The organism is Streptomyces sp. NPDC058284 (genome assembly GCF_042881135.1).
GTDB lineage: Bacteria > Actinomycetota > Actinomycetes > Streptomycetales > Streptomycetaceae > Streptomyces.
On sequence record NZ_JBHVYE010000021.1, the window covers coordinates 45,867 to 60,401 of the forward strand.

At 71.1% G+C, this 14,535-nt stretch carries 12 protein-coding genes, 1 tRNA gene and 1 pseudogene; 8 read left to right on the forward strand and 6 right to left on the reverse strand.

The annotated features are described in order from the left end of the window. Positions 1-351: 351 nt before the first annotated feature. Complete coding sequence (locus ACFVYR_RS26460) at positions 352-1,743, reverse strand: cystathionine beta-synthase (protein ID WP_384255548.1); 1,392 nt, start codon at positions 1,741-1,743, stop codon at positions 352-354. Positions 1,744-1,907: 164 nt separating this feature from the next. Between ACFVYR_RS26460 and ACFVYR_RS26465 the strand changes: the two genes are divergently transcribed. The 6 genes and pseudogenes from ACFVYR_RS26465 to ACFVYR_RS26490 all read left to right on the forward strand — a co-directional run bounded on the left by ACFVYR_RS26465 (position 1,908) and on the right by ACFVYR_RS26490 (position 7,737). Then, entirely contained in the window at positions 1,908-2,930 is a 1,023-nt protein-coding gene (locus ACFVYR_RS26465) for an SGNH/GDSL hydrolase family protein (protein WP_384255546.1), read from the forward strand. Positions 2,931-3,293: 363 nt separating this feature from the next. Further along, a complete protein-coding gene (locus ACFVYR_RS26470; protein WP_384255544.1) occupies positions 3,294-3,959 on the forward strand; it encodes a hypothetical protein in 666 nt (221 codons plus the stop codon). A 23-nt stretch (positions 3,960-3,982) separates the two neighbouring features. Beyond that, a complete protein-coding gene (locus ACFVYR_RS26475) occupies positions 3,983-4,996 on the forward strand; it encodes a hypothetical protein (protein WP_384255541.1) in 1,014 nt (337 codons plus the stop codon). 60 nt (positions 4,997-5,056) lie between these two features. Beyond that, positions 5,057-5,173, forward strand: a pseudogene (locus ACFVYR_RS26480) (DUF397 domain-containing protein); the annotation flags it as partial. Positions 5,174-5,409: 236 nt separating this feature from the next. Then, entirely contained in the window at positions 5,410-6,630 is a 1,221-nt protein-coding gene (locus ACFVYR_RS26485) for an acetyl-CoA C-acetyltransferase (protein ID WP_384255538.1), read from the forward strand. A gap of 252 nt (positions 6,631-6,882) precedes the next feature. After that, the gene (locus ACFVYR_RS26490; RefSeq protein ID WP_384255536.1) at positions 6,883-7,737 is read left to right on the forward strand and encodes a hypothetical protein; all 855 of its coding nucleotides are present in this window, start codon (positions 6,883-6,885) and stop codon (positions 7,735-7,737) included. A 114-nt stretch (positions 7,738-7,851) separates the two neighbouring features. Here ACFVYR_RS26490 and ACFVYR_RS26495 read toward each other — a convergent pair whose 3' ends face one another. Continuing rightward, entirely contained in the window at positions 7,852-8,163 is a 312-nt protein-coding gene (locus ACFVYR_RS26495) for a hypothetical protein (RefSeq protein ID WP_384255533.1), read from the reverse strand. Positions 8,164-8,265: 102 nt separating this feature from the next. Between ACFVYR_RS26495 and ACFVYR_RS26500 the strand changes: the two genes are divergently transcribed. Further along, positions 8,266-8,496, forward strand: coding sequence for a DUF4287 domain-containing protein (locus ACFVYR_RS26500; RefSeq protein WP_355807324.1), 231 nt, complete (start codon positions 8,266-8,268; stop codon positions 8,494-8,496). Positions 8,497-8,653: 157 nt separating this feature from the next. On the opposite strand, the gene ACFVYR_RS26505 is transcribed toward ACFVYR_RS26500, so the two are convergent. From ACFVYR_RS26505 to ACFVYR_RS26515, 3 genes are all read right to left on the reverse strand, one after another. After that, positions 8,654-9,583, reverse strand: a complete 930-nt coding sequence (locus tag ACFVYR_RS26505; RefSeq protein ID WP_384255531.1) for a Bax inhibitor-1/YccA family protein — start codon at positions 9,581-9,583, stop codon at positions 8,654-8,656. Positions 9,584-9,650: 67 nt separating this feature from the next. Then, on the reverse strand, positions 9,651-11,003 hold the full coding sequence (locus tag ACFVYR_RS26510; protein ID WP_384255529.1) for an MFS transporter: 1,353 nt from the start codon (positions 11,001-11,003) through the stop codon (positions 9,651-9,653). Between the two features lie 109 nt (positions 11,004-11,112). After that, the gene (locus tag ACFVYR_RS26515; RefSeq protein WP_384255526.1) at positions 11,113-12,294 is read right to left on the reverse strand and encodes a 4-hydroxybenzoate 3-monooxygenase; all 1,182 of its coding nucleotides are present in this window, start codon (positions 12,292-12,294) and stop codon (positions 11,113-11,115) included. A gap of 127 nt (positions 12,295-12,421) precedes the next feature. Between ACFVYR_RS26515 and ACFVYR_RS26520 the strand changes: the two genes are divergently transcribed. Continuing rightward, positions 12,422-14,173, forward strand: a complete 1,752-nt coding sequence (locus ACFVYR_RS26520; RefSeq protein ID WP_384255524.1) for an IclR family transcriptional regulator C-terminal domain-containing protein — start codon at positions 12,422-12,424, stop codon at positions 14,171-14,173. Between the two features lie 48 nt (positions 14,174-14,221). On the opposite strand, the gene ACFVYR_RS26525 is transcribed toward ACFVYR_RS26520, so the two are convergent. Next, positions 14,222-14,304 (reverse strand) — tRNA-Leu (locus ACFVYR_RS26525). Between the last annotated feature and the right edge of the window lie 231 nt (positions 14,305-14,535).

The following is a 14,535-nucleotide window of genomic DNA, read 5'->3' on the forward strand; positions in this document are numbered from 1 at the left end:
CAAGCCCCCACCAACCCGCAGAAAAGAACCCAAGGCCCACCCACCCAAGGGGCGCGGGGAACGGCGCGACAAGCCCCCACCAACCCGCAGACGAAAACCGCCCAACCCAGCGGAGCGTCACCGCGGGGACCGCCGCACCCCCGACAACCGGGGGGCGGGACGACGACGGTCCCCGCGAAGGGCGCCGCCCGGGTCAGAGCCGGGCCGCGCCCAGGCGTCCGTGGAGGTCCGGGAGCCGCTCCGGATGTCCTGACGCCGACGAACACCACTGTGCCGGAGCCGTGTTAAGCGAGTGCTGCGCGCACGTGACGTGCTCGTACCAACCCAGCGAAGACACGGCCCCGGCGCACCTCACTGCCCCTGCTGCTCCGCGAGGAACGCGAGCAGGTCCTGCCGGCTCACCACACCCGTCGGCTTGCCCTCGACCAGGACGATCGCCGCGTCCGCGCCACCGAGCACGGACATCAGATCGGCCACCGGTTCCCCGGAGCCGACCTGCGGCAGCGGGTCCGACATGTGCTTCTCCAGCGGGTCGGAGAGCGAGGCCCGCTGCGTGAACAGCGCGTCGAGCAGCTCGCGTTCGACGACCGAGCCGATGACCTCCGCGGCCATCACGTCCGGGTGCCCCGCGCCCGGCTTCACGATCGGCATCTGCGAGACCCCGTACTCGCGGAGCACGTCGATGGCCTCGCCGACCGTCTCCTCGGGGTGCATGTGCACCAGCGAGGGCAGCTCGCCGCCCTCCTTGCGGCGCAGCACGTCGCCGACGCGCGGCGCGTCCCCGGCCTGCTCGAGGAAGCCGTAGTCGTTCATCCATTCGTCACTGAAGATCTTGCTCATGTAGCCGCGGCCCGAGTCGGGCAGGAGCACGACGACCACGTCGTCGGGACCGAGCCGCTCCGCGACGCGCAGCGCCGCCACGACGGCCATGCCGCAGGACCCGCCGACGAGCAGCCCCTCCTCCTTGGCCAGGCGCCGGGTCATCTGGAAGGAGTCCTTGTCGGACACGGCGATGATCTCGTCGGTCACCTTCCGGTCGTACGCGGTCGGCCAGAAGTCCTCACCGACGCCCTCGACGAGGTAGGGCCGCCCGGAGCCGCCCGAGTACACGGACCCCTCGGGGTCGGCGCCGACGACGGTGACCTTGCCGCCGGAGACCTCCTTCAGGTAGTTGCCCGTCCCGGAGATCGTGCCGCCGGTCCCGATGCCCGTCACGAAATGGGTGATCTTCCCCGCCGTCTGCTCCCAGAGCTCAGGGCCCGTGGAGTGGTAGTGGGAGAGCGGGTTGTTGGGGTTGCTGTACTGGTCGGGCTTCCAGGCGCCGGGCGTCTCGCGGACGAGGCGGTCGGAGACGTTGTAGTACGAATCCGGGTGCTCGGGGTCGACGGCGGTCGGGCAGACCACCACGTCGGCGCCGTACGCGCGCAGCACGTTGATCTTGTCGAGGGACACCTTGTCCGGGCAGACGAAGATGCACTTGTAGCCCTTCTGCTGGGCCACGATGGCGAGGCCGACCCCGGTGTTCCCCGAGGTGGGCTCGACGATCGTGCCGCCGGGCTTCAGCTCCCCGCTCTGCTCCGCCGCCTCGATCATGCGCAGGGCGATGCGGTCCTTCACGGAACCGCCTGGGTTGAAGTACTCGACCTTGGCCAGGACGGTCGCCTGGATGCCCGCAGTGACGTTGTTGAGTCTCACCAGCGGGGTGTTGCCGACGAGGCTGATCATCGAGTCGTGGAATTGCACCGTTGTCTCCGGGCTGCGATGTAGTGCGACGAATTGGTGCGGTCAGCCTAAGGGGCCACCTCATCCGTTCACCTCCGCCCGCGATTGGCCGACCGTGCTTACGGGGCAATGAGTGGATGTACGGCCGTATGGAGCGGTACGGCACGAGGAGGTGGCTGCAGGGCATGTCGAGGGCGAGGGTGGCACGGCGGATCGCCGCGGGCGCGGCGTACGGCGGAGGGGGCATCGGACTGCTCGGGGCCGCCACGGTGGGCGTGGTGCTCGCCGAGGTGCAGCTGGCGAAGCGGAGCGTGGGCAACGGCGGGCGCGCGGATCCGCCGCGCGCGGACGGCCGCTACGGCGGGGCGTTCGCCGAGAACGCCGCGCGGGCCGCCGCGCGCGAACCCCTGCGGTTCGCGATGCTCGGCGACTCCACGGCCGCGGGGCAGGGCGTCCACCGGGCCAGGCAGACCCCGGCCGCGCTGCTCGCCTCCGGGCTCGCCGCGGTGGCCGAGCAGCCCGTCGACCTGCGGAACGTGGCGCTGCCCGGCGCCCAGTCGGACGACCTGGACCGGCAGGTGACGCTGATCCTCTCGGACCCCTCCTGGGTGCCGGACGTCTGCGTCATCATGATCGGCGCGAACGACGTGACACACCGGATGCCGCCGACCCGCTCCGTGCGCCACCTCTCCGCGGCGGTGCGCAGGCTCCGTACGGTCGGGGCGGAGGTGGTGGTCGGCACCTGCCCCGACCTGGGCACGGTCGAGAACGTCTACCAGCCGCTGCGGTGGATGGCCCGGCGTGTCTCGCGGCAGCTGGCCGCGGCGCAGACGATCGGCGTGGTCGAGCAGGGGGGCCGGACCGTGTCCCTCGGCGACCTGCTCGGCCCCGAGTTCTACGCGAATCCGCGGGAGCTGTTCGGTCCCGACAACTACCACCCCTCGGCCGAGGGGTACGCGACGGCGGCGATGGCCGTCCTCCCCACGCTATGCGCGGCGCTCGGCCTCTGGCCCGAGGAGGAGCGGCCCGATGTCTCGCGGCGGGAGGGGTTCCTGCCGGTGGCCAGGGCAGCGGCTCAGGCGGCTTCGGAGGGCGGCACGGAGGTCACGGCAGCGATGCCGACAGGCCCCCGCGGCCCGTGGGCCCTCCTCAAGCGCCGTCGCCGCCGCCGCATCCACGCCCCGGAGGCGGCGCCGCTCCCCCACTGACCCTGCCGGCTCCTCGCCTACGGGCGGGGAGCTCGCCTACGGGCGGGGAGTACGAAATGGCGCGTCCGGTACGGCGGGCCGCCTTGCCCCCGGTGGAACGAGTTGCGCAGGAAAGCAAAGGAGCGCCCCCTCCGGCCTCCCACACCTCCTCCCATGCCCGAATTTGCTCTCCGAGACAGCCACCCACTTCTCGGCTCATGGCGGTGAGCGACGCATACGAGCCAAGAGTGATCAAAAGCGGCCCCAACTCTGCCGATATGGGCCTATACATGCCATCGCCCGCCGCCCCCGCCGCTGGCGCCCCCACCCCCTCCTGGATAGCTTGGTTCGCTCCAGAGAACCCTCCCCCCTCAGGAGCTGAACGTGAACCGCCGCCCCACCCTGCTCGCAGCGGCCGCCCTGACCGCTGCCGCGGTCCTCTCGCTCTCGGCGTGCGGAGGGGGTGACGGCGACTCCAACGACAAGATCGCGGGCGCCGACTCGGACTCAGGTGGCAAGAAGAAGGAGTCGCCGACTCCGAAGTCATCTGACGACGGGATCGACCGCCCGGAGATCAAGCTGCCGAAGGACGTGAAGAACGTCTTCGAGGGGGGCAGGACGGGGGATCCGAAGAAGGATGCGGTACTCGCCGACAACGAGCGTCGGATCAACTCGATCGATGAAGCGATCACGGACGACGCGAAGACGCAGCCGGCACTGAAGTTCTACTCCTCCGGCGACGCCCTGCTCACGGCTGCCGACTACATCCAGGGCTTCCGCAAGGAGGGCAAGAGCTTCGTCGGGACCACCCGCTACTACGACCGCCGGGTCACCTTCCTCAAGGAAGGTGTCGCGGCAGTCGCGTACTGCCAAGACGCCACCAAGACGTATCCCAAGGACCTCAAGACCGGGAAGGTGGACCGGTCCATCCCGGAGTCGGCGGACGATTACGGCTTCTACAACACGCGGTTGAGGAAGAACGCCGACGGCGTATGGCAGACGGAATCTGTCACGTACGTGGAAGAAGCGACCAAGAAGTGCATGAAGTGACTCGTCGACATCCGAGTCGCTGGGTGACCACATCCCTGGCCTTGGCCATCGCCTCGACTCCCTGCTCCGCGTACGCCGGCGGAGGCAAGACGACGGGTGAGCGGAAGGAGACTCAGCAGACCACGGCCACCCGCCAGGACAAGAACCTCGGCATCGAGACGAAGGTCCGGACGACGGTCGAAGGCAGCAGCCCCCGGTCCGCGAAGACCGGCACGCTCACCCCTGCCAACAGCAACTGGGACCCGCCCGCCTGCTGGTACGAACCGGCGTACTCCCCGAAGGAGATCCAGGCCACGGTCAAGGCGATCCGCCAGATCAGGGTCCTCAACATCGGTGACCTCGTCGGCGGGATCTTCGACTCGTACTTCAAGGAGGGCCACCCCTACATGAACTACAACCTCGACAAGCAGGGCGAGGGACAGTTCTGGGCGGCGGCGGTCGACGAGAAGCGCAAGGACGAACCAGAGGCCCAAGCCTGCGACAGGATGCCGTTCTGGGTGCCCAAGGGCAAGCCGCCCGAGGAGCCGCTCGCCGTTTCCCCCAGGGTCCTCGCCGAGTACGCCTACGGCCAGATCCCGGTCCCCGACACAGAGATCAAGATGGCACCCGAGGGCGAGACGAAGGTCAATCTGCCGACCTGGGTGTGGCTGGACAAGGCCAAGTTCAAGAAGATCTCGGTGACCGCGAGCCTGCCGGGAACGGGCCTCTCCGCGACGACGACCGCCGAGCCCGTCTCCCTGAAGCTCGACCCGAAAACGTCGGACGCCGAGACGTACCCGTCATCCGGCGAGTGCCCGATCGGGGACGACGGCCGGATCGGCACGCCCCGCGCCAAGGGAACTCCGGGGGACACGGACCCGCCGTGCGGCGTGCGCTACCTGCGCTCCTCCGCAGACACCCCCTACGAACTCGGGGCCACCATCACGTGGCGGGTCACTTGGAAGAGCACCACTGAACCGGGCGGCGACCTGCCCCCCGGTGAGTTCGGCACGACGCAGGACGTAGTCGTACGCGAAATCCAGTCCGTCAACCGCTGACCACATACCGCAGACCACGACCACGACCACGACCACGACCAAACAGGGAACCCGGACACCGACATGAGCGCCCCGGACAACATCGTCACGACCACCCGCAAGAAGTGGGACGCCTTCGCACTCGGCGTACGGGCGGGCGAGTTCGACCACTTCGTGGAAGGTGTGGAGGGGGCGTAGCCACGGCTCACCTGCGGCCCGGTGGGGGCTTGTCGCGCCGTTCCCCGCGCCCCTGAGTGGTCCACCCGAGGGCCCGAGCAAAGGTGCCGATTCCGTTCACGGCCCCGTGGTCTGAGCGCCCGCTTAGAAATGCGGCCCGAGTCACACCCCCCACCCGATGACCCACCCCATTACGTGCGGGTAACTTCCCAGTGAGTCATGACAGTCCAGCCTGCCCCTCGCCACTGGAGCGCCTGATGCCCGAAGCCGTGATCGTCTCCGCCGCCCGTACCCCGATCGGCCGCGCCTTCAAGGGCTCGCTGAAGGATCTGCGGCCGGACGACCTGACCGCGACCATCATCGAGGCCGCCCTCGCCAAGGTCCCCGAGCTCGACCCGAAGGACATCGACGACCTGATGCTGGGCTGCGGGCTGCCCGGCGGCGAGCAGGGCCACAACCTCGGCCGCATCGTCGCCGTGCAGATGGGCATGGACCACCTCCCGGGCTGCACCATCACCCGGTACTGCTCGTCCTCGCTGCAGACCTCCCGCATGGCCCTGCACGCCATCAAGGCGGGCGAGGGCGACGTCTTCATCTCCGCCGGTGTCGAGATGGTGTCGCGGAGCGTCAAGGGGACCAGCGACGGGCTTCCCGACACCCACAACCCTCTCTTCGCCGACGCGGAGGCCCGCACCGAGGCCGTCGCGAAGACCGAGGGCAGCACCTGGCACGACCCGCGCGAGGACGGCCTGATCCCGGACGCGTACATCGCGATGGGCCAGACCGCGGAGAACCTCGCCCGCGCCAAGGGCATCACCCGCAAGGACATGGACGAGTTCGGCGTCCGCTCGCAGAACCTCGCCGAGGAAGCCATCAAGAACGGCTTCTGGGAGCGGGAGATCACGCCGGTCACCACCCCGGACGGCACCGTCGTCAGCAAGGACGACGGCCCCCGCGCGGGCGTCACCATGGAGGGCGTCCAGGGCCTCAAGCCCGTCTTCCGCCCCGACGGCCTCGTCACCGCGGGCAACTGCTGCCCGCTGAACGACGGCGCCGCCGCCCTCGTGATCATGAGCGACACCAAGGCCCGCGAGCTCGGCCTGACCCCGCTCGCCCGCATCGTCTCCACCGGCGTCACCGGCCTCTCCCCCGAGATCATGGGCCTCGGCCCCGTGGAGGCGTCGAAGCAGGCCCTGTCCCGCGCGGGTCTCACCGTCGACGACATCGACCTCTTCGAGATCAACGAGGCCTTCGCCGCCCAGGTGATCCCCTCCTACCGCGAGCTGAACATCCCGCTCGACAAGCTCAACGTCAACGGCGGCGCCATCGCCGTCGGCCACCCCTTCGGCATGACCGGCGCCCGCATCACCGGCACGCTCATCAACAGCCTCCAGTTCCACGACAAGCAGTTCGGCCTGGAGACGATGTGCGTCGGCGGCGGCCAGGGCATGGCGATGGTCATCGAACGCCTCAGCTGAGTCGCCGATTTCGTCGACACACAGTTCCCACTGATGACGCTCAGTCCCTGCATCACTTCGTGACCCAATCTCCCCCAGGATGTGACCTATCTCCTGGGGGAGCCGTATAGGCGCAGCTCAGGGCCGGTCCGGGGGTAGCCACCGGGTCCAAAGACCTGTCCAATTCGTGACGTAATGCACTGACAGGTGGATCGTGCAGGCTTCAAGCTGATGTAGGAAGTCGGGGGTCGACTTGAAACCGGGAGTACGTCAGTGAGCGCCTTGCCTCTTGCCCTGCTGCTCTCCACGGCCGCTGCCACGGCCGTGGGCGCCGCTGCCCTGCACGCGGTGCACGGCCTGCGGAAGCAGCTCGCCGAGATCACAGCCCTGCACGCCGAACTGGCCGACAGCCGTGCCGCGAGCGGTCCGCACCCCACGGTGCCGGCCGCCCGCACCACGGTGGACACCGACGAGATACGCGCGGCCGTGACCGAGGCCCTCGCCGAGGAGCGGGAGCGCGAGCTCGCCGAGGCCCGCGCCTTCTGGGCCGCCCAGGAGGCCCGCGAGGGCTCCGACGGACCGCTGCTCAGCGGGCTCTCCGACCTCTCCGGCCTGCCCGAGGGCATCGCCGACGAGCTGTTCCTGCCGCGCCAGGCGGACTTCGCGGGCCTTGAGGCCGAGAGTCTCGAACCGGTCACCGAGCCCTTCGCCGACCCGGTGGGCACCGACGAGTTCGCCGGGGACTCCCCGGAGCTTGCCGCCGCCCGGCGCCGTCACCCCTCGCACCCTGACTTCGTGCCGGTGCAGACGCCCGCGCCCGAGGGGCACGGCGACCACGAGCGCACGGTCGCGTGCCTGGAGGAGCTGGCCCAGGCCCGCACCGCCCTCGCCGACGTCCGCCCTGGCCCGCTGGGCACCCTGGACGTGTACGTCTTCTCGGACGGTACGACGCTGTGCATGACGCCCGGCCACCGCGAGACCGCGGAGCTTCTCGCGGCGGCCCTGCGCGAGGGCAAGACCCCGTTCCTGCTCGGCGGCTCCGGGATCTCCGGGGCGTACGCCCTGACCTTCGAGTGCGGCACCGAGAACATCTACATCCTGGCCGACCGCGTCATCGCGTCGGTCTGAGCACCTGTCTTTCGCGGACCCCGCAGACCCCGCGGACCCCGCAGACCCCGCAGACCCCGCAGACCCCGCGGACCCCGCGGACCCCGCGGACCCCGCGGACCCCGCGGCCGGCGCCTACACGCCGGCCCGCTTCTGCGCCTGGGCCACCAGTTCCAGCGCATGCGCCAGCTCCTGGGGGTCCGTCAGGACGAGGGCGAGATCGCGCCCCGCGACGGTGATCTGGTCGGCCGCGGCGAACATCCCCGCGTCCGGCATCTCCCGCGGCTCCGCGTCCGGCGTCTCGATGCGCTGTGCGCGCACCGCCAACTCCCTGGCCAGAGCGAGCGCTTCGGTCGCGGCCCCGCGCTGCAGGCGGCTCTGCGGCGCGGCCCGCAGACGGTCGGCGAAATGGTCCACTGCGGCTGTCAAAGGCGTCGTATCGAGCACCCCGCGACCCTATGTGCCTTTACGGGACTGTTGCCAACGCCCCGGCGCTCAGGCACGGTGGCGTGAAGGACGGAACACATCGCGACGCGTCCGGAGGCGCCGATGTCCCAAGTCTTCTCCGAGGAGACCCACCGCAACCTGCTCGCCCGAATCCCCCAATGCACCGGTCGTGAAGTGTCCGACTGGCTGCGCGCCGTGGACGAAGGCCCCTCTCTCTTCCGCTTCGAGGAGAAGGTCAGCTGGCTCCGCGCCGAGCACAACCTCGCGTACGGCCACGCGAAGGCGATCATCCACGAGTACGACCTCAGGCGGGCCGCTCGCAAACTGCTCTGAGTCCCCCATCCACACCCCTCACACGCAACACCCCTCACACGCACCTCCTCACGTACAAAGGCGAAGGCCGTACAAAGGCGAAGGCCGTACAAAGGCGAAGGGCCCGCGGACCGTCTCCGGTCCGCGGGCCCTTCGGCCGTCACTGATGCGAATCGACTCAGTCGTTGCCCGAGAAGATCGCGATCAGGCGCAGGAACTCCATGTAGATCCAGACGAGCGTCATCGTCAGACCGAACGCGGCGAGCCAGGCCTCTTCCTTCGGCGCGCCGTACGCGATGCCGTCCTCGACCTGCTTGAAGTCCAGGGCCAGGAAGCACGCGCCGAGCAGGATGCCGACGATGCCGAAGACGATGCCGAGGCCGCCGCTGCGGAAGCCGAGGCCGTCACCGCCGCCGAAGACCATGAACAGCAGGTTCACGGCGGTCAGCAGCAGGAAGCCCATCGCCGCGGCCATCACGAAGCCGTAGAAGCGGCGGTTGACGCGGATCCAGCCCGCCTTGTACGCCACGAGGACGCCGATGAAGACGGCCATCGTGCCGAGGACGGCCTGCATGGCCGCGCCGCTCGCGATGCGGTTGTCGACGACGCTGGAGACGACGCCGAGGAAGACACCCTCAAGGGCGGCGTACGTCACGATCAGCGCGGGCGAGGCCTTGCGCTTGAAGGCCTGCACGAGGCCGATGACCATCGCGATCAGACCGGCGCCCACGGCGATGCCGTACGACTTGCTGATGTGGGCGTCGTCCACCGGCAGCAGCGCCCAGGCGAGCGCGGCCGTGACCACGAGCGTGCCGAGCGTGGTCGCCGTACGCATGACGACGTCGTCCATCGTCATGCGGCCGGCGGTGGTCACCGGGGCCTGGGGCGCGCCGTACTGCACGTCCTGCTGGGCGTACGGGTTGGTGGCGTACGGGTTGCCCGGGGCCTGCTGGCCTCCGGCGTACGGATTGCCCTGCACGTACGGGTTGCCCTGCTGGGTCTGGGTCGCGGCTGCGGGTCCCCCGGCCTGCGGCTGCCGGCCGAAGCCCGCGTAGCCGTTGTCGCGGCTGAACCCCCGTCGCGAGAAGACCGGGTTACTGCTCCTCATTTCACTCCTCCATGGGCCACCGTGTGTGGCTTTGCCTCAAGAGTAATGCGTAGGCAAAAGGATGGACCTAGTGCTTGGGGAGGATCTTTCCCCCTCTGTGACCGAGAACGCGTGGCATCGCCCGCACTGTTCCCGGATCGGAACCGTTCCCCCGCACGAGTGCCACCAGTGAGATCGCGACGGCGCCGAGGACCGCGGCGACCGCGAAGGTGGTGAAGCCGAGCGAGGCGTTGCCGTCCTCGACCACCGCCCCGCCCAGCCAGGGCCCCACCACCGCCCCGGTGCGCCCGACGCCCGCGACCCAGCCGAGCGCCGTGGCGCGCTGCGCCTGCGGATAGAGCGAGGGAGCGGCCGCGTACACCATGACCTGCGCGGAAAAGAGCCAGATGCCGGTGACGAAGACGACGCCGTAGGCGACACCGAGGGGCAGCTGGGCCTTGAGCAGGAAGGCGCCGCAGGCGGTGAGCAGGAACCAGATCGCGGAGACCTTGAACGGCCCGAAGCGGTCGGCGGTGCGCCCGGCGGCCAGCAGGCCGACGATGCCGCCCGCGTTGATCACCATGAGGAAGGTGACGGAGGAGGAGAGGGAGTAGCCAGAGGCGCGCATGAGCTCCGGGAGCCAGGTGGAGACGCCGTACACCAGGAGCAGCCCGGCGAAGGAGGCGAGCCACAGGAGCGGGGTCGCGAGGCGGCGGCCCGGGGTGAAGAGCGCGGCGACGGCCGTGACGCTGCCCCGTACCCCGGCCCCGGGGGCTTCGGCGGGGCTCGGGACCGGCAGCCGGTAGCGCTCGGCGACCGCCGCCGCCTCCCGGCCCCGTCCCTTGGCGAGCAGGACGCCCGGCGACTCGGGCAGCCACTTCCACACCAGCGGCACGGCGACGAGGGCGGGGACCACGCCGGTCCAGAAGACGACGCGCCAGCCGTGGTCGGGGCCGAGCGCGAGCCCGAGGCCCGTCGCCGTCATGCCGCCCGCGTGGTACGAGGTCATCATGAGGCCGGTGGCGAGCGCGGCCCTGCGCGGCGGCGCGAACTCGGCGACCATCGCGAGCCCGATCGGCATGAGCCCGCCGAGTCCGAGCCCGGAGACGAACCGCCCGGCGCCGAAGGCCGCGGCGCTCGGCGCGAGCGCGCAGAGCGCGGAGCCCAGCGAGAAGAGGACGACGCTGCCCGCCACCATCGGCTTGCGTCCGGCCCAGTCGGTGAGGGTGCCGCAGCCGAGGGCGCCGATGAGCATGCCGAAGGTGGTCCAGGAGCCGATGGTGCCCGCGGTGGAGGCGGTGAAGCCGAGGTCAGGGTCGTCGACGAGGTGCGGGAGCACTGCGCCGTAGATGTTGACGTCCATGCCGTCGAAGAAGACGACCAGCCAGCACAGGGCGATGACGGGCGCGACGGATCGGAAGGTGCGCTCGGGAGGGTTCACGGGGGGGCTCTTCCTTGTGGTCCGGTCGTGGTCCTCTGTGGTTCGGGGGTGGTTCTCCGTGGTGCGGGCGGGGTGCGGGCGGGGTGCGGGCGGGGTGCGGGCGCGGTTCTCAGTGGTCCAGGGGGAAGCCGGTGTAGGCCTCCGCGAGGTCGGTCTCTGCGGAGCGCGCGGTGGTGATCCGGTCGAGGCCCGCGATCTTGAGGCGGTCGTCGAAGGGGGTGGCGTCGGGGGCGCGGTGGAGCAGCGACGTCATCGCGCAGGAGAAGCGCTCGGCCTGCCAGACGCGGCGCAGGCAGGTCTCGGAGTACGCGTCGAGGCGGCTCGGGTCGCCCCTGTCGCGGTACCGGATCAGCGCGCGGGCGAACGTGACGACGTCGCCGACCGCGAGGTTCAGGCCCTTCGCGCCGGTCGGCGGGACGATGTGCGCGGCGTCCCCGGCGAGGAAGAGCCTGCCGTGCCGCATGGGTTCGTGGACGTAGCTGCGCATGGGCGTGACGGAGACGGCGGTCACGGGCCCGCGCCGCAGCGTCCAGGCCGGGTCGTCGGTCTCCAGGCGGCGGTCGAGCTCGTCCCAGATCCGGTCGTGGGTCCAGTCCGTCGCCACCGTGTCGCCCGGAACCTGCAAGTACGCGCGCGTGACGGTCGGCGAGCGCATGGAGAGGAGGGCGAAACCGCGGTCGTGGCGGGCGTAGACCAGCTCGTCGTGGGAGGGCGGTACGTCGGCGAGGATGCCGAGCCAGCCGTAGGGGTACGTGCGCTCGAAGGTCCTGGAGAGCCCTTCGGGCACGGCGCGGCGGGCCACGCCCCAGTGGCCGTCGCAGCCCACCACGTAGTCGCATGCCAGGGTCTGCTCGCGCCCCTCGTGCCGGTAGCGCACGCGCGGGCTCCCGGTGTCGGCGCCCGTCACCTCCAGCGCCTCCGCCCCGAAGAGCAGCGGCCCGCCGTCGTCCAGCTGAAGGGCGATCAGGTCCTTGCAGACCTCGGTCTGCGCGTAGACCATGACGGATTTGCCGCCGGTCAGCGCCGGGAAGTCGACGCGGTGCCTGCGCCGGTCGAAGCGCAGCTCCATGCCGTTGTGCGCCAGGCCCTCGCGGTCCATGCGGGCCGCCGCTCCCGCCTCGCGCAGGATGTCGACGGTGCCTTGCTCCAGGATCCCGGCGCGCTGGCGCTGTTCCACGTAGGCGCGGTCGCGGCTCTCCAGGACGACGGAGTCGATGCCGGCGTTGTGCAGCAGGCGGGCGAGGAGCAGCCCGGCCGGTCCGGCTCCGATGATCCCGACGGTGGTGCGCATCACTCGCCCGATCCCCTCTACCCTTGTTCGCCTGGTGAACTTTCGTTCATAATGTGCTGCCGGGAGTCTCGGGCCGCGACTCCGCGCTGTCAACGGTCGTGCGGCACCTGATGCGAGGAGTGGCGCCGTGTCCGAAGAGTCCGTACGTCCCCTGGAGCGCGGTCTCACCGTGTTGCGGGCCCTCGCGCCGCCGGGCCCCGGGCGAATGCGCGCGAGCGACCTCGTGCGCGCGACGGGCCTGGCCCGCTCGACGGTCGACCGGGTCGTGGCGACGCTGGAGCGCCTCGGCTACGTCCGCGTCCGCGGCCAGGAGCTCCATCTCGCCCCCCGCCTCATGGAGCTCGGCAACGCCTACCTCGCAGCCAGCGGCCTGACCGGCGAGGTCGCGGCGCGCACCGCCCGGCTCGCGGACGAGCTCGACGAGTCGGTGTCCCTCGCGGTGCCCGACGGCGACGGGGTGCGCTTCGTGACGCAGGCCGCGCGGCGCCGCGCGATGTCGGTCGCCTTCCGCATCGGCGACCTGCTGCCGCCCGAGCGGTGCGCGCCCGGCGCGCTGTTCGCGGACGCGTGGGACGAGGAGCGGTGGGCGGCGTGGCGGGCCCGCACCGCGGCCGGGCCCGCGGAGGACGCATTCCCCGCGCTGCCGCCGGGGCCCGCGCCGAGGGGCCTGCCGGATCTCGCCGCCCGGGTGGCACGCTCCCGCGAGACGGGCTGGGCCCTGGACGACCAGTTGATCGAGCCGGGGCTGATCGCGGTGGCGGTCCCGGTGCGCGACGCCTCGGGCCGGATCCGGTACGCCCTCTCGGCGGTGAGCCACACCAGCAGACACACGGCGGAGGGCCTCGCCGACGCGGTACTGCCGCGACTGCGCGCGGAGGCGGAGCGGCTGGCGGTGCTGGGGGAGGCGGGGGGCGCGGACCTGGGCGCGGGCGCGGGCACTGCCACCGCCAGCACCAGCACCAGCACCAGCACCACCGCCACTGCCACTGCCACCGCCAGCACCAGCACCAGCACCAGCACCAGCACCAGCACCAGCACCAGCACCAGCACCACCCTCGCCGCCAAGGCCGACCTGGGCGCCAAGGCCGACCTGGGCGCCGGGTTCCTTCAGTCTCTCGCCCGCGGTCTCACCGTGCTCCGCGCCCTCGGCGAGGCCAGGGGCGACGGGCTGCCGCTCACCGCGCTCGCGGCGGCCACGGGGTTGCCGAGGGCCACCGCGCGGCGCTGTCTGCGCACCCTGGAGCTGGCCGGGTACGCGGCCCACGACGGGCGCCTGTACCGCCCGCTCCCCCGCATCCTGGAGCTGGGCCACGCCGCCCTGTCCCGGCTCACCTTCGCCGAGCTCGCCGAGCCGCATCTGCGCGACCTGACGGACCGGGTGCGCCAGTCGGCTTCCGCCACGGTCCTGGACGGGACGGACATCCTGTACGTCGCGCGGGCGGCGTCGGTGCGGGTCATGAGCGTGCACATCACGGTCGGCACCCGCTTCCCCGCGTACGCCACCGCCATGGGCCGGGTCCTCCTCGCCGGGCTCCCGGAAGCGGAACGCGCCCGGCTCCTGCGGGCCGCACCGCCGCGCGCCCTCACCGCGCGGACCCTGACGGACCCCGGCGAGCTCGCCCGGCTCCTCGACCGGGTCGCCGCCGAGGGCCACGCCACCGCCGACGAGGAGCTGGAGGAGGGCCTGCGCTCGGTCGCCGTGCCGGTGCGGGACGCGCGGGGAAGGGTCGTCGCGGCACTGAACGTCGCGCAGCACGCCGGCGCGGGCCCCCTGGCCGCGACGCGCGACGTCCTGCTCCCCGCGCTGCGCGAGACCGCGGCGGCGATCGAGGCCGATCTGCACACGGCGGCCCGCTTCAACAGCGTGCGGATGCTTTAGGAGACCCGCCAACGGGGTTGCGCGGCAAGGGAACTGACGCAGCGGAAGTGCCCGGAGCCGGACTCGAACCGGCACGCCCCCGAGGGGCAGCGAGGTTTAAGCTCGCCGTGTCTGCATTCCACCATCCGGGCAGGCCATGGGCTCCGCGTCGAGGCTTCGACCCTATCGGGAGGCGTCCCTCGAACAGCGGAGGGACGGACCGATGTTGTCTTATTTTATTGACGTCTGAGGGTGCATCAGTCCTCGGCACAGTCCATCGGTACTTGCCGGAGGCCTTTCCCCGGCCCCGGCCGGTCTCGTGGGCCTCTGCACGGAATGACGGAATTTAGCCGCCCTGACGTTCCCGTCCCCGCTTTCACCCC